The following is a 24171-nucleotide window of genomic DNA, read 5'->3' as shown; positions in this document are numbered from 1 at the left end:
AACATTTTTTATTTATTGGATATTCTGGTATAATGATAATACGTTTCCGCAGTTGGCAATGCGCACGCAGTTGAGAAATGATGAATCAGATTAGCTTAGCAAAAGAAAGTGATAAATGAATACTAGAGTTTTGATTATTTTGTCGTTGCTGGTGGGTGTAGGTGCCGTTTTATTCCATTAATATTATATGGCGAGAATCCCATCGCACTGCCGACAGCTACGTTAACTAGACTTCTGATGTCGATTGTACCTCCCCCATCCAGCGAATTATGAAGCAGACGTCAACAGTGTCCACTTCTTAAATGACTGAATATCCAATCCTCTGGCACAACATGTCAGGGGATTTTTTAAAGAACATGATAAAGAGAATGTTTCATAGCATCCTAAATAAAGGAAATGATATAATAAGTTCAGAAAGGGGCGTTTTATATGATTAGCAAAAAATCACTGGTACTCGGTGTGATGGTTGGTGGTGCAATCAGTACCGCTGCAACACTTCTGAGCACACCGGCCTCCGGAAAAGATTTTCGAAACCGTGCCAAAGATCAGGGAATAGAATGGAAGCAAATGTTTGGAAACTTGAAGCAGGATGCGCTGCGATTAAAAAATCAACTGACAAAAACCTCTAAAGAAGGGGCCGCCCTGGTCAAAGAACTGACTCAGGAAATGAAAAATTCTGTGGAAGAATGGAAATTGGCTGTCGAACCACACCAGGAAAACATATACGAATACCTGGATCAGATTGAATCAAGCCTGAAAGACCTGGAAGAAAAAATAGATAAACAATGATGACACTCCCCTCCTGCATGAAAAAGTCTTGCTTTTTTCCAGCTGGCGGGGAGTTTTGACATTATAGTGACTTGAAATCCGTTAAGGTCTACGTAAAAAAGACTGCCAAACCTGGCAGTCTTTTTCATTGTTTACTTAGCTTATTTTACGCCTTTCAACCATTTATCCACTTTATCCGGATGTTCTTCCAAATATTTAGATGCAACTTCTGCAGGGTCTGCGCCATCATGGATTTTACCCATCAGTGCGTTCAGCTGCTTATAGTCAGCAGTATATTGTTTTAGAATCTGGTATGCAGCTGGCGCCTTATCTTTCAGTCCTTTGTTAACCACGATATCGATGTGGTCACCGTCACCGCCGTAAATACCTTTAGGGTCTTTTAGCATTTTAAGATCCATTTTTGCAAATGCCCAGTGTGGCTTCCAAAGCGGAACAACAATTTTCTCCTCATCTTCCATCTTTTTTTGAAGTTGTGAGAGCATTGCAGATCCAGAGCTTTGAGTCAAAGTCCATTTGTCCAGGCCATATTCTTTTAATGCTTTTTGTGTATTCTGCATAATACCTGCACCTGGGTCAATACCAATAATCTTCCAGTCGGTTGCTTCACCAAGTTCTTTGTTTCCTTTCAAATCTTCAACCGAGTTAATATCTTTCATATAAGAAGGAACTGTCAGTGCCAATGGTGCTTTATCAATAATCGTGTTGATGGATTCCACGCTGTCTTTATATTTTTTCCAATAGCTTTGGTGCGTTGTTGGCAGCCAAGCGGATGCTGTAATATCAGCAGATCCGTCTGCTACACTTGACCACATTGGACCAGCTTCTACTTGTGGTGTTTCCACTTCATAGCCGGCTTCTTCAAGAACCTGCGCAATCAGGTGTGTACGAGCAATTGCCCCAGCCCATGCAACATATGGCATTGTCAGTTCTTTTTCACCAAGTTCCACACCGCTGCTGCTGCCTGAGTCGCCTTCAGATCCACTGTTTGAAGAATCTGAGCTTTCTTCATTTCCACCGCCGCATGCGGCTAATACAACTGCCAATGCAACAATCATTGCAAGGCCAATAATTCTAAATTTCTTAGACATAGTGTAAAATACCTCCTGTGTATTAGATTATTTTATTTTTCCAATCCCTTCCGCCAATTATGCAGTCAGGCATTGTAAACAGTATTATTTGTTCCCTTTATTCGCACCTTGTGTAATACGATCCAGAACCATAGCAAGAATAACCAGTGCAAGTCCGCCTTCAAAACCGGTTCCAATCTGTATTTGTGTAATGGCGCGATAAACCACCGTACCAAGACCGGGTGCACCAACAAGGGATGCAATAACAACCATGGACAGAGTTAACATGATGGTCTGGTTGATTCCAGCCATTATCGTCGGCATTGCAAGTGGTATCTGAACCTTTGTCAGGCGCTGGCCTGTAGATGAGCCAAATGCATTGGATGCTTCGATTAGTTCTTCATCCACCTGTCGAATACCAAGATTCGTCAGACGTACTGTCGGTGGAGTCGCGAAGATGATGGTCGAAATAACACCTGGAACCATCCCGACACCAAAGAAGACAACTGCCGGAATCAGATACACAAAGGCTGGCATCGTCTGCATAAAGTCAAGTATTGGCGTAATAATAGCCTGAACCGTACTTTTCTGCGACATCCAAATACCAATTGGCACCCCGATAATAATTGCAATAATAACTGAGATTACAATCAGCGAGATTGTTTCAATCGTCTCTGGCCAATATCCTAGGTTATTAATCAGACCCATTCCAATCAATGTGAATAGTCCAAGTTTCCAATTCACAACCCACCATGCAATCAACGCAAGCGCAATAATAAATACCAATGGTGGAACAAATGTCAGCAAAGAAACAAAACCTTCTGAAACAAAAGATATTCCATTTGATATTGACTCAAAAAACGCTTCAAAGTTGTCTGTCAGAAAATCAACAAACGATTCAATCCATTCCGCTAATGGGAGTTTCGGAAATAAATTGTGCAAATTATCCATCTAATACGTCACCCCCATTTCCATTAATCAGTGTGTCATCGCCGGCAAGTGCACCTAACACCATTCCTCTTACAACTAAACCGATCAGCCGATCCGAATCATCAATAACTGCAAGCGGAGCCTTTGCTTCCGTAATTTTTTCAAATAAATCAGCAAGCAAAACATCCGGCTTAACGGTAGGTATGTCTGTTGTCAGCACATCTTTCAATTCTTTCTGATCCTGAACAGCTTCTGACGCCTGATCAGCCGTAACATATCCCAGAAGTTTTCGTTTGCTGTCGGTTACGTAAATAGTGGAGACTCCATTATCACGCATCAGCTTCAAAGCAACTTTAGGACCTTTGTCAACAGTCACCTGCTCAGCCCGTTTCATAACATGACCTGCAGTTAACACTTTGGACAAATCAACATCCTGAACAAAGCGTTCCACATAATCATTAGCCGGCGAGATAAGAATTTCTTCTGCTGTTCCAACCTGGACAATACTTCCATCCTTCATCAATGCAATTCGGTCACCAATCCGCAATGCCTCATCCAAATCGTGTGTGATAAATACAATGGTCTTATGAACGGATTGCTGCAGATCCATCAACTCATCCTGCATGTCTTTACGGATTAATGGATCCAATGCACTGAAAGCTTCGTCCATCAGAAGTATATCCGGGTCACTGGCAAGCGCCCGCGCTAGACCGACACGCTGCTGCATACCACCGGAAAGCTCGCTTGGGTATTTATCCAAATACCCGCCGAGGCCAACTAATTCCAATGCCTCAGTCGCTTTCTTTTCCCGCTCCTCTGGATTGGTCTTACGAATTTCAAGACCAAATTCCGTATTTTTTAAAATAGTCTTATGAGGAAGCAGTGCAAAATTCTGAAAAACCATGCTCATTTTCTTTCTTCTTAAATTCCGTAACTGTTCTTTCGACATCTTGGTAACTTCTTCACCATCGATTTCGATGCTGCCAGATGTTGGTTCAATAAGGCGGTTCAGCATACGGACGAGTGTGGATTTACCACTACCGGAAAGTCCCATGATTACAAAAACCTCTCCGGCATCTACTTCAAAGGAAGCTTGATTAACACCAACCGTCATTCCAGTCATTTCAAGGATTTCATCTTTTGTTTTGTCTTCTTCCAGGTATTTAACGGCTTGTTTTGGACGTCTGCCAAATATTTTTGTTAACTTATCAACCTTTATTTTACTCATATCTTCACCTCGCTTAACGCTGTCTTTTTTTTATTTTCCGGGTCGCTTCCATTCTTTTTATAAAGAAGTCAGCAGTCTACCGTGAGATACTGGCCATCTTCCTATTTGTTCCTCCCCTTTATGTTCCGTATTCGGCCATAAAAGTGACGAAAGTCTTACAACTAAATTATCAGTTTTAGTCCATAAATATAGGAATCTGTCAATCTTTCATAAATAAAACAGAACCATTCGTCCGTCACTCACTCTATTTACTATATAAGTATTACAGCTATATTTCAAACATTAAAAACCATAAATTTTGTTTATTTTAATCGTACAGTTTATTCTGTATGAAGTTTTGTTCCTTTATTCTTTTATTTACTCCATTTAACTCCCAATATCTATCCAGTTATCGATTTTTAAAAAAAATCACTTTGATGTAATCTTAATATAGCAGCGTATTAGGAGGATTTTATGCTTGATTCAAACATTGAAGATCTTACCAAGAAAATTATCACGGAGTTTTCAAAAACCATTGAAATGTTCGGTCTCACCACTTTGGAAGCAAGACTATTTGTCTACCTATATTTGGAAGAAAGGCCCTTAACCCTCGATGAAATGAGTGAAGCTATGGGAAAAAGCAAGACATCCATGAGTACAAGTATACGAAGCCTGTCCGATTTTAACCTTGTGACACGTGTCTGGAAAAAAGGGGTAAGAAAAGATTTGTATGAAGCAAATGAACAAATTTATAAAACCATCATGAACTCTTTTTCAGGAAAATGGATCGATGCAGCCAACCACCAAAAAGATTCACTGTACGACATTAGAAAACAATTCAAAAATGAAAACATAACCAGCCCCACACTAAACAACCGCCTGAATAATATCATTGAATTCCACCAGCATCTGGAAAAAGCAATGCGTGAAATCAAACAGGACTGATTATCCCTTTAACTCCGGTTGCTCACTCCTGGCCAATACATTTATAAATGCATCAATTAAAGAAGGATAGTATCCTTCTTTTTTTAGTGCGAAAATAGTTGTATTCGGGTCTAATTTTTCATTCAACATGCCGGCAAAATGAACAAGGAGCGGTGTGAAGTCCAAAAGACCTTCCTCTTTTTGTGTTTCATACCGGCTGTTCAATTCAGTTAACAGCTGCATAAGCTGTCGATATTCTCCGTGCGTGATATTGTTTTCGACCACCAGTTTAATAAATGGATAGTGTTCCATGTTAATCACTCTGGAAAGCAGCTGTAGATGAAATGATAGCGTTTCATTATTAACCTGGTTCAACAAAATGACCTCCCACATAAGTAAATACCTGCAAAACTGCGTCAAGACTCCGTTCATAAAGGGGGTTAAAAACTTGTGAAAAAACTTCTGAAAAACGGTTGATTTTCCGATGAAAACATACTATTATTCTTGAGGGATTTAAAGAGTTAACATTCAAACTGAACTGGAGGGATCAAAAATGAACTGCTGGAAGTCTATAAATCTTAATAAAGAATTTGGGTTGAATCGATTATACCTGTTGTCATTTTTGATCGGTCTGGCAGTATTCATATTTCTTTATATGCCATTGTCAATTGTACACGGGGCAACAGAAATTTATGACTTTGGAATTATCCCGTTACTGGTGGCATTGTTCTTCATGCCAACGGCTCACTCATTCATGCATATTTTACCATTAATTATGATGAATAAACGGGCTAAATTAGTTTTCAAACGTAAAAACAAACTATTTCCTATTATTAACTATTATACAAAAAAACACTTAACAAAAAAAGCATCAATAGTGGTAGCATTGGCTCCTACCATGTTCCTGACATTTCCGGGACTTATGGGAAGCTTCCTTTTCCCCCACTATTACGTGTATTTTTTATTATTTACAGCTTTTCACATTGGCATTACATTAACCGACTTTTTGTATGTTTTCAATATAGTAAAAGCACCGAAACATTCTTATATTGAGAGTACCAATGATGAAATCTCCATCCTTGTAAAAGCGCATGATTAACAGCCATCAGCACCTCGTCTGCTGATGGCTGTTTCGATTATTAGGAAAAAAATACCAGGATTATAACTTCACTGCACTCATTTTTGATGAATTTAGGTCTGTTCATGACGGACAACTTTTGATAAAGTATTAAATATGGATTATGTGGTATGCTTGTTAAGGGGGTTTTGGAATGACATTTTTATTTCCGGTATATGCAGTATTTATTTTACTGATATTTAATTCATTAACCCAGCAATTCTGCACAAAAATGGAAATGAAAGACGCAAAGCAATCATCAGTCTTTCGGGTTATAAACATTATGATTCTTGTGTTGCTCATCTCTTCCTATGTGAAGGTAATGAATCAGATTACTTGAGTCAGAAGAGATAAGAGATAAGAGATTAGATAAAAAACTAAACGAAGATGGAGTGTTCATGGATGAAAAAATTAGTTGCAGCTGTAACACTTACAGCAGCCGTATTCACCCTTTCTGCCTGTTCTTCAGGTGATGACTCGGAAGCTGTAGTAGAAACAAAAGCCGGTAACATTACAAAAGATGAATTTTATCAAGCAATGAAGGATCAAAGTGGTGAACAGGTATTGCGGAAACTGGTTACCGTTGAAGTATTGGAAAATAAATATGACGTCAAGGAAGAAGAAATTGATAAAGAAGTTAAAAAAGTAAAAGAGCGGTTAGGGGATAAATTTGATGCCGCGCTCAAACAACAAGGTTACACTGAAGAATCTTTCCGTGACGTAATTAAAATGAGCCTTCTTCAGGAAGCAGCTGTCGCAGAGGATATTAAAATTACCGAAAAAGAACTAAAAGAGAAATATGAACGCATGAAAATGGAAATTCAAGCATCACACATTTTGGTTAAGGACAAGAAAACCGCCAAAGAAGTGAAGAAGAAACTTGAAAACGGGGCCGACTTTGCAAAGCTTGCAAAAGAATACTCCACTGATAAAAAATCTGCCAAAAAAGGTGGAAAACTTGGCTACTTCTCTACCGGGCAAATGATTCCGGAATTCGAAGACGCAGCCTATAGCATGAAAAAAGGCGAAGTAAGCAAACCTGTGAAATCTCAATATGGCTACCACATCATTAAAGTGACCGACAAACGGAAGAAGAAAGAAGATATCGGATCATTCGAGGATAATAAAGATGATATCCGCCGTACGATTCTGAATAAACGAATGGATGTCAATAAAGCCCGCGAAAAAATTAACAACATCCTTCAGAACTCTGAAATAGACGTAAAAGTTGACGGCTTGGAAGATATGTTCAAACAGGATAAGAAAAAACAGGATGCTAAAGGATAAAAAATAGCGGCTAGTTCACATTTTTTGTGGACTAGCCGTATTTTTATTCGGAACCCTGCTGTTCTCGCTCCCTTTTGGATTTTTGCTCACGGAGCTCCTCCAACCGATCCATGTATACTTTTCCCTCTTTTTCAATAAACTGATGCTCGAGCTCCCGTTCAGCCCGCATAGCCCTGAATGCCATATATCCACTCAGAAAGATGAAAATGATCATTAAAAAAACCCACCATGGCACTCCAACAATCATGTTTAGCCCCCCTTGTCCAACTTGTCTACCACAAATATATGACAGCAAAGCCAAAAACATGAATAAAAAGGAGGTTAGCTGCCTTAAAATACTTAAATCAATTAAGATCATGATTTCATGGACATGGCCAGTCGCATCGCCAACCGTACAGGGATTGCAGGGTTTGCCATTTGATTGATATCTCCGGTGAAAAACAAATCTTTTTTGGGATAGTAAAATGCCAAGGAACCTGTTGAGCCGGAATGACCAATCAACACACCACTTCCCATAAAAAATGTTGCAAGACCATTCAGTGGAACTCTCATATATCCAGCACCATAATGAATAGGAAACATAGAAGCCTGCAACCTGTTATTTTCTTTTTGTTCACGAAAAACATGATTATTAAATAACTTTCCGCTAAAGAAGGCTTTAATAAATACCATTAATTCATGCGCCGTGGAAACACAGCCGCCACTTGCACGAGTGCTCCTGAGTAATTTTGGACGGTGTAAGGCAATGTCCTTATAATAAACATGAGGGATAAAATCATCCTCGTCTTTCGGGAGATAAGTATTTTTGAGTCTTAAAGGGTCAAAGATAAATTGTCTGTACACTTCATCCAAAGTCGAATGAGTAACAATTTCAATGATTTTTCCGAGGATTTCAAAGTTTATATTTGTATAATGAGCTCTTTTTCCCATACCTGGAGCAAAGTATGGTTTGATTCTCTTCGTCTCTATGATGGCATCATTAAAATTCGTTTGCACATCCTCATATATAGCACGCTTTTTCGACTCATTACTGCCTTCCTCTATGGCATCACGCAATCCGCTTGTTTGAAGTAATAGGTCCAAGAGTGTAAGGCGATTGGAATACTCCTTGCCTTTGTATACATGAAGGTTTTTTATCGTATCCTTTTTTAAGTATTTTGTTATTTCATCAACCAATGACAGTTTTCCCTGCTCTCTCAAAATAAAAATGCAAGTGGTTGTGAACAGCTTTGTTATACTTGCCATAAGGAATGGAGTATCTACATTCTTACCCCCACCCCCAAGACTATATGAAAAATCCCCATTGGTATTTTCCACGAGAAGAACAAATTCATGTATTTGCTTGTTTTTTGTAACCTTATCAAAAATTTGTCGGACTCTCTCTTTTTGAATTTCCATACACACCCTCCCTCATGTTATTTTACAATAATAGACTGATACCATTTATTCTATTATATAGTTCCATATGCGGTTTTGGACCTCACGTAATTCAACATCATTCATTTTTTCTTATTATTGAGTCATATGTTAAGCCATATTTCTTCGGATCCATAACACTAGAACGTGGTAAAAGTCTTAAGTCTTTTATTAATAACCACAAGACAGCAATTAGGAAAAAGACTATACCTGCAAAAGCAAAAACAGAAGATGCGTTAAAAAATACTGTGATTGTTCCTCCGATAAATGATCCTATGGGCATTGCGACAGCAGAAGAACTTTCTAATACTGAGAAAGCCCTTGCCAGAAAATACTCAGGCACAATTCGCTGTAGTGTGCTTATTAATACAACACTAGTTACACCGATCGGAAGCCATGCTAATCCGAAAGCAATCACACTAAGCCAGTTAAACGGTATTAAAATTGAGACTAGCCAGAATAATGCTGTAAAGAGATAAGAAAAAGCATATAAATTACCCAGCGGAAAGCGATCAAAAAGTTTGCTTAATAATGAACCAACCAAGGTTCCAGCAGCTAGAGAAGCCATATAAAACCCATACATATAAGCGCCACCGCGTTCTCCAGCATAAACAGGAAGAACGGCAATATTGATACCGATGGAAAAGTTAGTCAGAACAAGCACCACAACGTACTTGGCAAGAATGGATTGTCTAATGTAATATATTCCTTCTTTAAGTTTTGTTTTATAGTTCTTGAACGAATCAATTAGGTTTTGTTTTTCAGCAACAGGTATTACGTCCTTCTTTTTTGGCAGTTTTAGCAGATAAAAGAAAAATGCAGCAATTATAAAAGTGGATGCATCAACTAAAAAAATAATGGCAGCGCTGAAAATAGTTACAAGAATCCCTGCCAACGCGTTAAATACGAGATCCACACCTTGATAAGCAAAAGCCATATACGTATTACCACTGGTAAGCTGATTATTTTCCAAAATTTTTGGTATAGCAACGGTTTGAGCTGGATAGGCAAATTCTTCGATGAATGTAATAAGAGGCATGATAATTAATAATACAGTAATGGTTAATAGATCAAAGTAAAATAAAATTGGAATCAGTAACACAAGAACGAATTGTAGTACTTGTGTTGTTACCAGCGTTTTGCGCAAAGACCATTGATCAATTAAAGGTCCAATCATAAATTGTAGCGCTTGTGGCAAGAGCGTGAGTGCACCTATTAGACCGGTATAAAAAGCTGAACCACCCAGTTGATAGACCATCCAAATGGCTGCGACTAAATAAATACTGTCACCCGCGTTAGTAATTAACCTTCCCAAAAAGAGATTTCGAAAATTGGAATCGGAAATTAATAAACTGATAAAACCATCCTTCATTTTATTGATTAAAATGGAAAGTCCTTACTCTCATTATACCATTTATCCTTTACATGAAGGAGCTTTAGCCCTTAATTCCAATAGTCATTTTTTCACCCGTTTGATTATATTATTTAAAAGTTGATCTTTTCCCATATTATTATATGCTATTCCTCCCCCAAGAAATTTTGATTTATTATTAGGGGCAAGCGCCAATATTTATAACGAATTAGTGGGTTTCTTGTCAATTGAAGTAACGTTGCTTTCCATACTATTAATTACCATAAACTTACCCTTGAATAGGCAAAAAGAAGTTGTAAATAATAAAAAGAATTATAATGATAGTGAGGTGAATATGGTGAAATTAAAGAAATTAACAGTAGGCGCTTTTACTGTAATACTTTCCTCCGGGTTATTGTTTGGGTGTGGAGCTCCCAATTTAAATGATGAACAGGAACCAGACCCGACTGAAGAGCCTTCCGAGCAACAAGACCAAAACGGTCAAGATAACAATAACCAGGACAACAATGATAAAGATGATCTAGATGATATAATACAACCAGGACACCAATAAGTATCGTTAGCGCCGTTTAAAAGGTATTTTTTGTAAATAGAAAACTTAGGCTTGGCCCAGTATACGTGGTGAATCAACTATCATTTCAAATATGTTACTATGATGACTATTGCATCTGTCGGACGCTGGCTGTTTAAATTATACTAACCTGTCCTAAAAAGACACTAACATACTTACTATATTTTAGTTTTGTTCAAACGTTGGTTTATAAAAAGACCGATTATCCATGGCGAAAATCCGCTCGGTGAATTCGCCGGGTTTAACTTTGTCGAGAGACCGGTTAAGCATGTTCATCTTGGCATCAATCAAGTCAATTAAATGGAGAAGCTCCGCCTCACGAACCAGCGGCGGTTTGGGGCTGCCCCACTCCGCTTTTCCGTGATGGCTCAGAACCAGATGCTGCAATATCATAACTTCCTCACTATCAATCTGTAATTCTTTGGCCATTTGACCGATTTCCTCTACCATCATCGGGATGTGTCCAAGCAGTTTCCCTTCAATGGTATAAGAAGTCGTAACAACACCGGATAATTCTTTCATCTTCCCGAGATCGTGTAAAATAATGCCAGCGTACAATAAATCCTTATTCAATTCAGGGTAAAGCTTATGCAGTTCTTTCGCTACGCTGAGCATGCTTACGATATGATGGGCGAGACCGGAAACATAATTATGATGATTTTTCGTAGCAGCGGGATATGTCAGCAATGGCTCCTGGTATTTTTTAATAAAAGCGCGCACAATTCTTTGTATTGCCGGATTCTGCATCTCAAAGATTATTTCCGTCAGGTTCGCAAGTAATTCTTCCTTATCCACCGGTGCTTTCTCCACAAAGTCCGCGACTTTCACTCCATCAGTCGGCTGAGCAGGACGGATGGATAATATTTTTAATTGAGCTTTTCCGCGAAACTGATTAATTTCACCTGCAATCCGGACAATCTGTTCTCCGACAAACACTTCTTCGTCTTCTTTGGATACATCCCAAAGTTTGGCATCAATCTCACCTGTCACATCACGCAGAATTAAGGTTAAAAAGGGTTTACCGTTACTTGCAACACCTCTTGCAGCCTCTTTGATTAGTATAAAGTTGTCAAATTTATCCCCAATATTGTAATGACCTATCCCTTTTTTCAATGTAAATCCTCCCCAGGGTACGAAAAAGGATTGACAAAAGATGCACGCTGTCATTTATCTTTCTGTCAATCACTTTCGATGTTTATTATTCAATGTTTTTTGGAATATAGTTAAATATTTCACCTGACTCGATAACTTGTATGAATTTCATCAGCCATTCATAATAATTTCGGGCATAGCGCAGCCTTTCAATATCATGTTCTATCTTTTCACGCAGCGCTTCATCTTCGGTTCGCTGCATTATTTGCTGCAGTTCCTCTACAGCTTCATCGGCTTCCTCAATATTTTTTTCAGTATGCTGGCGCCACCGATTTCCAAAAAGTGAAGTGAAAGATTTGTACCAATCTTCCTCCGACTCGTATAAATCTTTCCGGATTCCCCTTTTGAACGTCGATTCAACCATTTTCATATCTGATAAAGCACGAACACCGGTAGACATGCTTGTTTTGCTCATTTCCAGAGCATCCCGCATATCATCCAATGTCATTGGATCCTCGGAAAAATACAACACGCCGTATAATCGTCCCACAGAAGGGGTAATACCATATAAGGTCATGTTTTTCGCTATTACTTGAATGAACTTTTCAATGGTTTCCTCGTATTTTCGAATGTCATTCCGTACTTCTTTTTTAGGCAATGGAAGTCCCTCCGCGTGCAATTTTCTTCCTTTGTTCAATGCGATTTATCGCCCGTTAACCGACAGTAATCCTCCTGTTTCAAGATTATGAGGGTGAAATAGGTTTAGATGGAATTACGGCTGCCAGTATATTTCCGATTCGTTCTACTAACATTCAGTGGAGAAAAACACTCCACTGAATGAAGTTTCACGTTATCGCAGTTTGACAGGCAGATAATACCTGGGTTTTTAATGGATTATCTGAACTTTTATATCCATCAGGTAAACTGCCTGTTCAAGCCCGATTCGTTCTACTAACATTCAGTGGAGAAAAACACTCCACTGAATGAAGTTTCACGTTATCTGAAATCAGTTTATCATTAATGGCTAACTTATGCGAACAGAATTATCCAATTCGATAACATGTATAGCTTCAGCTGCTTTTGGAACATCCCATTTGCATGTGAAGAGAATAATTTGATGCGAGGTTGAAATCTCAGCTAATATTTCAGCAATCTGTTGTATACGAATGGAATCAAAATGCACAAATCCATCATCGACTATAAATGGTAAGCTGTGCTTATCACTCATCACCTCACCAATTGCCAGCCGAAGTGACACATAAAGCTGATCAATCGTTCCCTTTGAAAGTTCCCCTGCTGTATAACGGATTCCATCCATAGTTTCGACCCGAAAAGGCGCAGTGCCTTTTGGCGGATATACAGCATGGTAATGATTGCCTGTAATTCGTGAAAAGTAATTTTCCGTTTTTTCCAGCACACTATCCAAATATTTTTCACGGTATTCCCGCTTGGATTCAGCAAGCATTTCCTTGGCAGCTTTGTAGACAGACCATTCATGTGCTAGTTTTTTAAGATGTTCCGTTTCAAATGCTAATCGGTGCTGTGTATCAGATTGCGATTCGGATGACTCCATACCTGTCAGTTCGGCATTGATATCCGCGTACTGCTGTCGTTTATTATTCATAACCTCATCCAAACCGGCAATACGTTCCGAAGTCTGTTCCATTTGTTTCTCAAGGTCCCTGTAATACATTGGTTCATTCGCTAATAGAGGCTCCAGTTCATCAGGATGAAGAAGTGCATTCAATTGGCTGAACTGCTTCCTGATATTTATTTCATGACCCTGCTTCTCAGCCAACTGTTTTGCTGCTCTTAAAAACTCCTCTTCATCTGCAGCATTGGCAGACGCCAATAATTCGTGCTTTTCGGATTGATAGACGCTCATTTTTCGCAAAGTATCTTCCTGATGCTTTTTGTTCTCTTTCAGCCACTTCTCATACTGGTCCATTACGTCCAGTTCATTATTATAGTTATCAAGGAGTTGTTCAATTTCCTCAAATTTAGTTTCAATTGATTTATTTGCCGGTTCCCAATTCATTGTATGGTAAAACCCGTTTAACTGCTCAACCAGTTTTTGCCTCGATTCAGTTAGTTCGTTACGTTGCTGTTCCGAATAATTCAGTTCACGATGCATACTCAATATCACTTTTAATTTCTGAAACAAATCCGGCCAATAGCGGACCTGAATCCCCTTTAAAAACGGGAAATCAGCCCGCTGCAGCGAAACCTGCTCCAGCAGTCGGTTTTCCCGCTGCTCAAGTCCTCGTTTCTTTTCCTCCAATTGCAATAGCTCTATATCCACGGTACGAAGTCTGCCCTGAATTGAGGCTAATTCATGTTTCTTCTGTTCGTGCACAGAAAGCAAATGGTTCGCCTCGTCCATCTCATGCTCAGTAATCTGCGAAAGTGAAAACCTGTCGTCATCCAGAAATGTTTCCGTCTCGGCATCCGATTTTTTTCCAATCCTCCATTGCAAAAAACCTGCCAATATAAGGATTGCGCTTACCAAATAGAGCGTGGATTCACCGTTGATAATAGCAATAATGACCAGTAAAACTGAAGCTGCGATACTTCCGGATAATAACAATCGGGTCCGCTTTTGCTGATTTTCACGCAGTCTTTCCAAGCCCGTTTGCTGCCGGGCAGTGTCCTGTTTCATTTTTTCCATATAGTACTGCTCGTTATACCGGTCGATCCTATTTTCCAACTCATTTCGCGTATGCTCCGGTAATAGATTGTTCGTGAACGTTTCTTTCTGCTCCTGTAAATAATCTTTGTTGGACGTAAGCTGCCGATCCGTTCTTTCCACCTCTTCCTTATCAGAATCGACTGCCTCCATGTCTTCTTTTATCTGACTCCATGCTTTTTCAAGATGAAATGGTAATGTTAAGCCCATCAAATCTGATCGGCTGATTCCTATTTCCAGTTGTGCCAGTTCAGTGTCCAACTGCATTTCCTGCTTACTGATGGACTCAGAAAGTGATATTAATGTTTGCTTTTTTTTAAAAAATACCGGTTTCTGTTTCATCAATCTCCCGGCATCCTCAAATATCTTTTTATCCAATAAATTTGAACGGATGGAAGTTATCTCCGTCGTATACGTTTCCGCATTATTCCGCAATACCGACAGTTCACTTTTCAACGGGAGTAATTCGTTATTAAGCTCTGAAATTCTCGTTTCACCGTTTTCCGGAAACGGGATGAACTCAGGATAAGTTGATAACAGATTTTTCTCCTCGAGATATTCCTGAACCACCGGTAACGCTTGCTGTTGCCGCTCCACCCGATGCAGCTTCACTTTTTCCTGTTGTACCTGTTCCTGCAGATTTTCGAGATCACTGGACAACTGATCAATGGCTGCTTGTTTTCTGCGATATATCTCCTCCGTGTTTACATCTTTTTGAAGCGACGAATGTAGTTCATCAAGCGATTGTAATTGCCTGTTAATAACAGGTTTTCTTCCGCTTGGTTTAAACAGCTCCCCAATTTTATTGTCCAAGTTTTTTTCGATTGTATGAATGTTGGCGGAAGCAGTCAAACCAACACTTAGCAATACCTCGCCGAGATCTTCTTCCTTCATGTCCTGTAATGCAGCTAAATCCAGCGCTGAAAAGGTGAAAATGGATTGATATGCAGCATATGTCATCCCGTGCAGTTGACCCTGCAGCCAATTCTCATCAAATGTTTGTCCATTAGACGTATGACAAACTGCAGCACCATTTCGAACTCCATCAAGTCTTTCAACCGTGAACTCCCCTGCATCCCGATCAAACAGCGTCAGTCTCCCTCCCATTTTCCCGCTTTTCCTGGGACGGAACGAAGCACGTTTTTTTGGCGGGAAACCAAACAGCATAAACATCAAAAATTGCTGGATTGTCGTCTTTCCTGATTCATTTTCACCATAAACACATAAGTATGACCCGCCCGAAAAATCAAAACCGGTATCAATCCATTTGCCGAAACCAAATATATGAGCATGCCTGATTTCCATCTTATTCACCTCCATAACGCAAAAGCTCATCGATCAACAGCTGTTTTGCCCGCTGTTTAATATCACTCTCATCATCTTCGGTCAAAGGAGGCATATACTTTCGTGCCAGTCTGTTCCGGTAAAGATCTGACAAATGGCTCTGTATATCAGAATGGTCAATATGGCGAATTAATTCCCCGACAAAATGGTGTCCTTCAGCCAATCGAGCATTATCTGTCGAATCAATCTGCTCCAGTTTATAACGGTATATTAATTTCCAGTTTGCCTGGTGAGCAAAAGTTTCATTGATCATTTCAAGCATATCCTGTATAAAACCATCATGACCCCATTGACTAATTTCTTTAAAACCGTTTTTCAAATTTAGATACAGCAGCTGTGGTATGTCACTGGTGATTGAACTTATTCCTTGCTGGATTTTCTTTTCAAGCTGGTGAAGATCCGGACAATTAGCAGCATCTACATCTAGCTCATTAAACTGAATGGACTGGAGCGGAATGAATGTCAATGCTGTACCGGAGGCCGTTAATTCAACATGATAACAGCCCTTTTCACCGGACTCTTTCCGGTTTCTTCCCTGAATATTTCCCGGGTATACAACTGCCGGGCTTTCTTTTAGAATCTCACGTTTATGTATATGCCCGAGCGCCCAGTAATCATATTCTTTTTCCGACAAATCGCTTAGTTGAAAGGGCGCATAGACATCATGTTCCGTATTACTGGATAAACTTCCATGTAGCATTGCGATGTGAAAGGGGATATGCTTCCCCGACAGCTGATACTCAGAAGTCTTGTTCGCAGTAACAGCACGGTTAACATAACTGAATCCATAAATGGAAGCCAATTGCTGACCATTTTTTTCAAACGTAAAGCTGGTGACATTTTCGTCCTGGAATACAAATACATTGTCCGGAAACTCGACCGGGTGAACGTTTCCTTTAACAAAATCATGATTGCCATAAGACAGGTAAACATTAATTCGATGCCGCCGCAACTCTTCAAAAGCGCGTCTTAATCTGATTTGTGCTTTCAGGTTTTGCTTCTCATTATCAAACAAATCACCTGTAATCAGTACAAAGTCAACCTCCTTACTGATAGCTGTTTGCACCAGCCGGTTTAACGCAGAAAATGTACTGTCCCTGACTTTTTGAAAAATATGTTCCGGTATATAGGAAAGTCCAGTGAATGGACTATCCAAATGCAAATCAGCAGTATGAATAAACGAAATCTGTTTCGTCATCTGATATGTCTCCTTTTTCCGAGCCTATAACTTTATATTATCAAAAAACAAACCAGAATGCACGTTCGATTACTCCTGAAAATCTTATCAATACAATCTTTTTGTGATACATTTAATATAGATTGATTCTTCGGGGGAGGAACCAGATTATGAAGACATATAATTTAACGGTATTTGATAAGTCCGGTGAAAAACTGCTGGATGAATCGTTTGAAGCTGCTAATAATGAGGAAGCTAAGAAAGTTGGTACAGCACGGCTTGAAGAGGAAGGGTACAGTGAACACACACACCGCTGTGTTTCACCGGAAGCGAAACTGGTGCTGTTCCACAGATAAATTCGCGGATTAGTTGTGGCAGGTCTTATGATGTAGGAGATCTGCCACTTTTGTTTTATTTCCCTTTAAATGCAGGTTTCCGTTTCTCCAGAAAAGCCGTAACGCCTTCCTGGTGGTCTTCCGTGTTGCGAAGTTCCCATTGTGACTTTCGTTCAGCTTCCAAATAATATTGAAGTTCTTCCACGGTTCGGTTGTGATACATCATCTTGGTTTTCAGCATTGCAATATGCGGCTGACCCATCATCTGCTCCGACATCGCTTCTGCGTAATCAACTGCACTTTCTTTCGTAATAATATCAAAAAGCCCCATGCTTTTCGCTTCTGCTCCACTTATCTGGCGCATTCCCCAAGTAAACTGTTTGGCTTGATGAATTCCCATTCGCTCCTTAAGCCAAAAATGGCCGCCGCCATCAGGGGCAAGTCCAACTCCGGCAAATAACATTCCTGCTTTTCCTTCCTTTTGTGCAACAACGTAATCGGCAGTTAAGGCGATACTTAACCCCAAACCAACAGCTGATCCCTGAATTGCCGAGATAACGATTTTAGGCATCATATACAATTTTACCACAACTGCCTCAATCGTCTTCATCACTTCTTCATAAAATTCCTTCTCAGCAAAATCGGTCATCATGTCAATGTCGCCTCCTGCACAGAACGCATTTCCCTCGCCGCTGATAATAACAACCCGGTCATCATTATTTTCCACCCGCTCCAAAACTGTCAGAAGTTCCTTAAGCATCTCTTTGTTCAACGCATTATACCGCTCCGCACGATTTAATCGAACATAGGAAATTTTATTCCTGCTTTCATATAAGACCATACTCATTTCGCATCCCCCTCAAGCATTCAATACTAAAAAAGCCCGTAACATTAAATGGTACGAGCCAGTAATTCATTATTCATTTGATTGCTCTTCCGGATTTCCGTACAATTCTTCCAGTGGTTTTGTGATGATCCGGCTGACATCATTAATAACGACATTAAGCCGCTGTTCTTCTTCCATCAATTTGGAAATATCTTCATGCTGCTGAACCAGTTCAACAACCTGACGTGCTTTCTCAACTTCTTCTTCACTAATCTCCTGTCCCTGCATTTGTTTTTCCTGCAGTTCCATTTGAGTATTCCGGAAATTATCAAACATCTGTTTGGCAGACTCATCAGCCATTACAGCATCATAAGCATCTTTTAAGTTTTTAAATTCCTCACTGTTACGGATTGCTTTTTCCAAATCGTACGCACTATCATAAATATTTGGCACGTTGTATCCTCCTTCATAATTTAACTAAACCAACTATATCAAACGAAAGAAATCATGTATACCGATACGGAGTTCAGCCAATAGGCGTAAAATCAGTTTTTAACACCCCGGTATCCTGCTATAATGGAAAAAAGACGATGGAAAGAGGCATTATTATGATAAATAAGCTCCGTGAAATTTTTATTTCATTAATTTTTTTCGAAGATATTACCACAGAAAAAACCGAACATTATCACTGGTTCCGTTCCGATGATAATAGGCTGATCGGTATAGCTAAGGAAGAACTGAGTCAAAAAGATTTAACACTTCTCAGTGCGTTCTTGCAGCCGTACCACGTTACCATTCCTGAGATGACTTCTGAAGAAAAGCAATGGAATAACCTACTGGATGGCTATAAGCCTGATACAACGGATATTGCGCCATACCGATTTATTTATTTTTCCTTTTCGAAATTCCAGTTGGAGCCTGCTTCCTTTAAAGAGGCAATTCAGGCTTTTTTTGCAAGAAAAGTTCCGATTATCTGGAGAAATGAGCATGAAGGGATCATTGTTGAAACAAACCCAGACCCCAATCTTTCATTTGATCAAATTATCGACATTCTCATGAGTGACCTTTATGTAAAGATCAAGTTCCTGATTGGCCCCTGTCATGATTCACTGACAAAGGTCAAAAAAAAATATGCGATGCTTGTCCAAGGTGCCGGTAGTGCTTTCCCCCACTCGGAAAAGTCCGTTATCCCCTATACAGAAGCAGTGCCTTATATCCTGCTGAATCAAGCTGAGCCAAATTTTCTCGACGATGCTGGAACGATAATTCTTGGGGGATTTAGGCATGATGAAGAATTTTTAAAGACCATCGAGATGTTCATTACGTGCAATTTGAATATTTCCGTGACTGCAAAAAAAATGCACTTGCACCGCAACAGTCTGCAATACCGTCTAGACAAATTCGCCGAAAAAACCGGTATCGACATACGCCAGTTTCACCAGGCCATGACCGTTTACCTCGCTATCCTCGCTGTAAAAACATAATAGCGGAATTGTTCAAATTCACGGTAAAAACATGCACAAACAAGTTGGTTATCTTTGTGCATGTTTGCCATTTACCCGGATGATAGTTTTTCGATACAATTAATGAAACGCTTACATAAATGGAGGAGAAAAAATGGCAGAATTACGTTTGGAACATATTCAGAAATCGTATGACAAAAAAGCAATTGCCGTGGATGACTTTGATTTGCATATTCATGACAAGGAATTCATCGTCTTTGTTGGCCCATCCGGGTGTGGTAAATCAACAACATTGCGGATGATTGCAGGATTGGAAGAAATTACAAACGGCGAACTGCACATCGATGACCGGAAAATGAATGATGTAGCACCAAAAGATCGGGACATTGCGATGGTCTTTCAAAACTATGCATTGTATCCGCACATGAATGTATATGACAATATGGCATTTGGCTTGAAGCTAAGAAAATTCAAGAAAGATCAAATCGAAAAGCGGGTTAATAACGCAGCGAATATCTTAGGCCTTGAAGCATACCTGGACCGAAAACCGAAAGCACTATCCGGTGGTCAGCGTCAGCGGGTGGCATTGGGACGCGCGATTGTTCGGGATGCCAAAGTCTTTTTAATGGACGAACCGCTTTCCAACTTGGATGCTAAACTGCGCGTGCAAATGCGTGCGGAAATTCAAAAGCTGCACCAGCGCCTGCAAACAACTACAATTTATGTAACGCACGACCAAACAGAAGCAATGACAATGGCCACTAGGCTCGTTGTTATGAAAGACGGCATTATTCAGCAAGTTGGTGCACCAAAAGATGTTTACGATCAACCGGAAAATATGTTCGTTGGCGGATTTATCGGTTCGCCTTCCATGAACTTTTTATCTGGATGGCTCAAGGATGGAAACTTTGTAATGGGTGATACAAAAGTGAAAGTCCCAGAAGGTAAAATGAAGGTTCTACGCGAACAAAACTATTTGGACAAGGAAATCGTGCTTGGCATTCGTCCGGAAGATATCCATGACGAACCTGTTTTCGTTAATTCCACACCGGACACAAAAATCGAAGCCGTCATTGATGTTGCTGAATTAATGGGTGCAGAATCCTATCTTTATTCAAAAATGGACGATCAGGATTTCATTGCCCGCGTCGACTCCCGATCTGATATTAACGGCGGTGAAAAAGTTAATCTGGCATTTGATATGAATAAAGCGCTGTTTTTTGATGCTGAAACCGAACAGAGGATACGCTGAATTTAGTATGTATACTCTTCCTTAAAGTGTAAAAAATACCAATAGTAAACCATATAATTTGAGGGAAGTCTGTAGCGACTTCCCTCTTGCTTTAAAGGGGTGGTTTCCCCCTTAGAGGCCATGGGTTTATTTAGGTTGTTGTCCACTGAATTGCTGTTGTGCTGATTGTACTAGTCGCTTCGTGATTTCACCACCGACAGAACCGTTAGCACGAGAAGTTGTATCAGCTCCAAGATTCACGCCGAATTCTCCAGCAATTTCAACTTTCATTTGATCAAGTGCTTGCTGTGCACCAGGGATTACTAGTTGATTTGAGTTGTTGTTAGCCATGTTTATCACCTCCTGTAACCATATTGTTAGCAATTCCACAAAACTTATCACGAATTTTTACTGGTAATTGTTGCTTAAAATATGGATGCTGAGATGTTGATTTAATCGGCTGCTTTGGCGGTTTTATCAGCCATTTTGGTGGTTTTATCGGTTACTTTTAGAGGTTTATCAGCCACTTTCAGGTTTTTAACGGTCACTTTCGACAATTTATCAGTATTTCAAAAAAAGTCCACTACTACGCGCAGTGGGCTTTTTTCCATTTACTTAGGATATGTCATTTCTTTCGGATTCACGTACTCTTCAAATTCTTCTTCTGTCAGCAGCCCAAGTTCCACTGCGGTCTCTTTTAAGGTTGAATTGTCCTGGTATGCTTTTTTGGCAATCTTAGCCGCATTTTCATAGCCAATATGCGGATTCAGTGCGGTTACAAGCATTAAGGAATCCTTCAAATATTTTTCAATTTGTTCATGATTTGGCTCAAGCCCCTGTACACAGCGCTCATCAAATGAAAGCATGCTATCGGCAAGCAGCTGACAGGACTGCAGGAAGTTGTATGCAATAACCGGTTTAAATACGTTCAGTTCAAAATTCCCCTGACTGGCCGCAAAACCAATCGTTGCATCATTTCCCATTACCTGCGCAGATACCATTGTAACAGCTTCACATTGGGTCGGATTTACTTTACCCGGCATGATGGAGCTGCCTGGCTCATTTGCCGGAATGATAATTTCACCGATACCACAGCGTGGACCGCTTGCCAGCCAGCGTACATCGTTGGCAATTTTCATCAGATCTGCTGCAAGTCCTTTCAAGGCTCCATGCGCATGAACTGTTTCATCATGACTTGTCAGTGCATGAAATTTATTTGGTGCAGAAACAAATTTTTTATCGGTAATCACATTAATTTCCTTACATACAGCTTCTGAAAAATCAGGATTTGCATTCAGCCCTGTACCTACAGCTGTTCCGCCAATCGCGAGCTCCTTCACATGCTGCGTGCTTTCCATAATCATCGTTTCTGATTTTTCAAGCATGCGATGCCAGCCACTGATTTCCTGGCCAAGTGTCAGCGGTGTGGCATCCTGTAAGTGTGTGCGGCCGATTTTCACAATATCCTGATAGGCATCCACTTTTTCCTTCAGCGTACTTTTCAACGCTTTCAACGCCGGAATCACTGTATCCTCCAGTTTAAGTACCGCTGCAATGTGCAGTGCGGTTGGGTATGTGTCATTGGAGCTTTGTGATTTATTGACATCATCATTTGGGTGAAGGGAATAATCACTGCCCTGTTCATCCAGCCATTTATTTCCTACATGTGCAATCACTTCATTCACGTTCATATTTGACTGGGTACCACTGCCTGTTTGCCAAACAACCAACGGAAAATGGTCACTTAACTTATCATCAATGATTAGATCTGCAGCGTATGCAATTGCTTCGGCTTTCTTCTGATCGAGCAGACCGAGCTCGCTGTTTGCTTTTGCCGCACTTTTTTTCAAAATAGCAAATGCCCTGATAACTTCAGCCGGCATTTTTTCGTCCCCAATTGGAAAGTTCTGTTTGCTTCGCTGGGTTTGTGCACCCCAGTATTTATCCTTTGGCACATTAATTTCACCAATCGTATCTTTTTCTACCCGGTATTCCATCGTCTGTTTCCTCCTTATGTATGAGTAATATATCCTTTTACATTGTAACAAAATTATCCGTCATATTGTTAACGGAAACCACGGGTCAGTCACAAAATAGTACTTGTTTAGCGCCCCATAGCAATCTTTTTTCTTTTATAATACAATAAAGTAACGTATTATATGAAAGACGCGACAGAAAACTTTATACTTTCAGGATACAGCTTACTCACAGAAACCTTCTAATTTTGGCGTCTTATCAAGGAGGATTTCACAATGCCAAACATATGGACACATATGCTATTCAGTGAAGAAATAGTGGATGCCATTATTGATAATCCCTATGCACTTTCTGAATTTGAGCCTTATATGAAACTGGGCTCACAAGGTCCTGATCCTTTTTTTTATTATAATTTTTGGCCATGGATTAAGGATGAACCTGTTCACGAGATTGGAATGGCTTTACATACGAAACAATGCGGCGCCTTTCTGATTGATTTAATTGAACAGGCACGGAATTTTGAAAATCATGTACGTGCATATATATTCGGATTTGTCACCCATCATATCCTGGACAGAAACGCCCACCCCTATATTCACTACCGGGCAGGATATGAAGGCAGTAATCATCAAAAGCTGGAAGTATTGATTGACACATTAATGATGGAGAAATGCTGCAATTTACAAACATGGAAAGTTCCCGTTTATAAAGAAATTGATGTTGGGTCTGTTCTCAACAAGCAAATTGCCGATCTTCTGGATGCAACAATCACGAAATATTTTCCCGACCTTAAACCAAGTAAACAGGCATACATTCAAAAAGCATACAAAGATATGAAACGTGCATTAAAAATTCTTGCAGATCCATACGGTTGGAAAAACGGGGTAATGAAATCATTCATCGCTTCCTATTCACATCGGCCGGTTACAAATAATGTTGATTACCTGAATTTAAACCATGTAACATGGTATCACCCCGCCACAAATGAGCCGAGTACGAAAAGCTTTATTGATTTGTATAATCAAGCTCGAACGGAAGGAATTGAAATTATGGCGGAAGTGCTGACATATTGGCGAACGCCGGATGAACATACAAAAAATAATCTGACTGAACGAATCGGCAACATTTCCTACGATACAGGGAAACCGCTCGAGTTCAACCTGGAAAACCGCTACAGCGATCCGATTGTATAGCGGAAATGCTAGATACAAAAAGTTTATGTGCGATTTCAAAACTAATATGTGCGGTTTCATTGGTCATATGTGCGGTATTTAAACATATATGTGCGATTCCGGACGGGATATGTGCGATTTCTCGTATCCATGTCACCAAATCAAAAGTCAGAACCTCACAAGCAGGT

Annotated in this window: 25 protein-coding genes; 10 read left to right on the top strand and 15 right to left on the bottom strand. The window is 39.9% G+C overall.

The annotated features are described in order from the left end of the window. Nucleotides 1-429: 429 nt before the first annotated feature. Nucleotides 430-789, top strand: coding sequence for a YtxH domain-containing protein (locus tag ABD010_RS05300; protein WP_343810920.1), 360 nt, complete (start codon nt 430-432; stop codon nt 787-789). Nucleotides 790-929: 140 nt separating this feature from the next. Here the strand turns inward: ABD010_RS05300 and ABD010_RS05295 are convergent, their stop codons facing one another. The 3 genes from ABD010_RS05295 to ABD010_RS05285 form a co-directional block, all read right to left on the bottom strand. Next, complete coding sequence (locus tag ABD010_RS05295; protein ID WP_343810918.1) at nt 930-1877, bottom strand: glycine betaine ABC transporter substrate-binding protein; 948 nt, start codon at nt 1875-1877, stop codon at nt 930-932. An 84-nt stretch (nt 1878-1961) separates the two neighbouring features. Next, nucleotides 1962-2807 carry an ABC transporter permease gene (locus ABD010_RS05290; protein ID WP_343810916.1) on the bottom strand — a complete coding sequence of 282 codons (846 nt, stop codon included), beginning with the start codon at nt 2805-2807 and terminating at the stop codon, nt 1962-1964. Then, nucleotides 2800-4014, bottom strand: coding sequence for a quaternary amine ABC transporter ATP-binding protein (locus tag ABD010_RS05285; RefSeq protein ID WP_343810914.1), 1215 nt, complete (start codon nt 4012-4014; stop codon nt 2800-2802). The genes ABD010_RS05290 and ABD010_RS05285 overlap by 8 nt, the downstream gene beginning before the upstream one ends. Nucleotides 4015-4467: 453 nt before the next feature. Between ABD010_RS05285 and ABD010_RS05280 the strand changes: the two genes are divergently transcribed. Continuing rightward, nucleotides 4468-4938, top strand: a complete 471-nt coding sequence (locus ABD010_RS05280) for a GbsR/MarR family transcriptional regulator (protein ID WP_343810912.1) — start codon at nt 4468-4470, stop codon at nt 4936-4938. Here the strand turns inward: ABD010_RS05280 and ABD010_RS05275 are convergent, their stop codons facing one another. Continuing rightward, complete coding sequence (locus ABD010_RS05275) at nt 4939-5292, bottom strand: DUF1878 family protein (protein ID WP_343810910.1); 354 nt, start codon at nt 5290-5292, stop codon at nt 4939-4941. Between the two features lie 178 nt (nt 5293-5470). Between ABD010_RS05275 and ABD010_RS05270 the strand changes: the two genes are divergently transcribed. From ABD010_RS05270 to ABD010_RS05260, 3 genes are all read left to right on the top strand, one after another. Continuing rightward, on the top strand, nt 5471-6016 hold the full coding sequence (locus ABD010_RS05270) for a DUF3267 domain-containing protein (RefSeq protein ID WP_343810908.1): 546 nt from the start codon (nt 5471-5473) through the stop codon (nt 6014-6016). A gap of 172 nt (nt 6017-6188) precedes the next feature. Then, nucleotides 6189-6374 carry a hypothetical protein gene (locus ABD010_RS05265; RefSeq protein ID WP_174616205.1) on the top strand — a complete coding sequence of 62 codons (186 nt, stop codon included), beginning with the start codon at nt 6189-6191 and terminating at the stop codon, nt 6372-6374. 62 nt (nt 6375-6436) lie between these two features. Beyond that, nucleotides 6437-7321, top strand: a complete 885-nt coding sequence (locus ABD010_RS05260; protein WP_343810905.1) for a peptidylprolyl isomerase — start codon at nt 6437-6439, stop codon at nt 7319-7321. Nucleotides 7322-7364: 43 nt separating this feature from the next. Here ABD010_RS05260 and ABD010_RS05255 read toward each other — a convergent pair whose 3' ends face one another. From ABD010_RS05255 to ABD010_RS05245, 3 genes are all read right to left on the bottom strand, one after another. Then, on the bottom strand, nt 7365-7568 hold the full coding sequence (locus tag ABD010_RS05255; protein WP_390351157.1) for a sporulation YhaL family protein: 204 nt from the start codon (nt 7566-7568) through the stop codon (nt 7365-7367). A gap of 107 nt (nt 7569-7675) precedes the next feature. Continuing rightward, nucleotides 7676-8719 (bottom strand): serine hydrolase domain-containing protein, encoded by a 1044-nt coding sequence (locus tag ABD010_RS05250; protein ID WP_343810903.1) that lies wholly within the window; start codon nt 8717-8719, stop codon nt 7676-7678. A 97-nt stretch (nt 8720-8816) separates the two neighbouring features. Next, on the bottom strand, nt 8817-10109 hold the full coding sequence (locus ABD010_RS05245; RefSeq protein WP_343810901.1) for an MFS transporter: 1293 nt from the start codon (nt 10107-10109) through the stop codon (nt 8817-8819). A 220-nt stretch (nt 10110-10329) separates the two neighbouring features. On the opposite strand from ABD010_RS05245, the gene ABD010_RS05240 reads away from it, so the two are divergent. Further along, complete coding sequence (locus tag ABD010_RS05240) at nt 10330-10662, top strand: hypothetical protein (protein WP_390351154.1); 333 nt, start codon at nt 10330-10332, stop codon at nt 10660-10662. A 183-nt stretch (nt 10663-10845) separates the two neighbouring features. Here ABD010_RS05240 and yhaM read toward each other — a convergent pair whose 3' ends face one another. The 4 genes from yhaM to ABD010_RS05220 all read right to left on the bottom strand — a co-directional run bounded on the left by yhaM (nt 10846) and on the right by ABD010_RS05220 (nt 17000). Next, nucleotides 10846-11793: a 3'-5' exoribonuclease YhaM gene (gene yhaM / locus ABD010_RS05235; RefSeq protein WP_343810899.1), complete on the bottom strand. Its 948-nt coding sequence runs from the start codon at nt 11791-11793 to the stop codon at nt 10846-10848. Nucleotides 11794-11878: 85 nt separating this feature from the next. Further along, complete coding sequence (locus tag ABD010_RS05230) at nt 11879-12430, bottom strand: GbsR/MarR family transcriptional regulator (protein WP_343810897.1); 552 nt, start codon at nt 12428-12430, stop codon at nt 11879-11881. Between the two features lie 366 nt (nt 12431-12796). Further along, the gene (locus ABD010_RS05225; RefSeq protein ID WP_343810895.1) at nt 12797-15763 is read right to left on the bottom strand and encodes an ATP-binding protein; all 2967 of its coding nucleotides are present in this window, start codon (nt 15761-15763) and stop codon (nt 12797-12799) included. A gap of 1 nt (nt 15764) precedes the next feature. Then, on the bottom strand, nt 15765-17000 hold the full coding sequence (locus tag ABD010_RS05220; RefSeq protein WP_343810893.1) for a metallophosphoesterase family protein: 1236 nt from the start codon (nt 16998-17000) through the stop codon (nt 15765-15767). A gap of 149 nt (nt 17001-17149) precedes the next feature. On the opposite strand from ABD010_RS05220, the gene ABD010_RS05215 reads away from it, so the two are divergent. Then, a complete protein-coding gene (locus ABD010_RS05215) occupies nt 17150-17335 on the top strand; it encodes a YhzD family protein (protein ID WP_343810891.1) in 186 nt (61 codons plus the stop codon). A 55-nt stretch (nt 17336-17390) separates the two neighbouring features. On the opposite strand, the gene ABD010_RS05210 is transcribed toward ABD010_RS05215, so the two are convergent. Beyond that, complete coding sequence (locus ABD010_RS05210; protein ID WP_343810889.1) at nt 17391-18161, bottom strand: enoyl-CoA hydratase-related protein; 771 nt, start codon at nt 18159-18161, stop codon at nt 17391-17393. Nucleotides 18162-18230: 69 nt separating this feature from the next. Continuing rightward, a complete protein-coding gene (locus ABD010_RS05205; protein ID WP_343810887.1) occupies nt 18231-18593 on the bottom strand; it encodes a YlbF/YmcA family competence regulator in 363 nt (120 codons plus the stop codon). A gap of 155 nt (nt 18594-18748) precedes the next feature. On the opposite strand from ABD010_RS05205, the gene ABD010_RS05200 reads away from it, so the two are divergent. Together ABD010_RS05200 and ABD010_RS05195 are read left to right on the top strand one after the other, a co-directional pair. Continuing rightward, nucleotides 18749-19624: a PucR family transcriptional regulator gene (locus ABD010_RS05200; RefSeq protein ID WP_343810886.1), complete on the top strand. Its 876-nt coding sequence runs from the start codon at nt 18749-18751 to the stop codon at nt 19622-19624. A 133-nt stretch (nt 19625-19757) separates the two neighbouring features. Beyond that, nucleotides 19758-20855 carry an ABC transporter ATP-binding protein gene (locus tag ABD010_RS05195; protein ID WP_343810884.1) on the top strand — a complete coding sequence of 366 codons (1098 nt, stop codon included), beginning with the start codon at nt 19758-19760 and terminating at the stop codon, nt 20853-20855. Between the two features lie 126 nt (nt 20856-20981). Here ABD010_RS05195 and ABD010_RS05190 read toward each other — a convergent pair whose 3' ends face one another. Beyond that, nucleotides 20982-21185 (bottom strand): alpha/beta-type small acid-soluble spore protein, encoded by a 204-nt coding sequence (locus ABD010_RS05190; RefSeq protein WP_343810882.1) that lies wholly within the window; start codon nt 21183-21185, stop codon nt 20982-20984. 260 nt (nt 21186-21445) lie between these two features. Next, entirely contained in the window at nt 21446-22831 is a 1386-nt protein-coding gene (fumC, locus tag ABD010_RS05185; RefSeq protein WP_343810880.1) for a class II fumarate hydratase, read from the bottom strand. A 255-nt stretch (nt 22832-23086) separates the two neighbouring features. Between fumC and ABD010_RS05180 the strand changes: the two genes are divergently transcribed. Beyond that, a complete protein-coding gene (locus ABD010_RS05180; protein ID WP_343810878.1) occupies nt 23087-24004 on the top strand; it encodes a zinc dependent phospholipase C family protein in 918 nt (305 codons plus the stop codon). The last annotated feature ends 167 nt before the right edge of the window (nt 24005-24171 follow it).

It is taken from the genome of Virgibacillus siamensis, assembly GCF_039522605.1.
Lineage (GTDB): Bacteria > Bacillota > Bacilli > Bacillales > Amphibacillaceae > Lentibacillus > Lentibacillus siamensis.
Note: the sequence above shows the minus strand (reverse complement) of the source record. Positions and strands in the feature narration are given on the sequence as shown.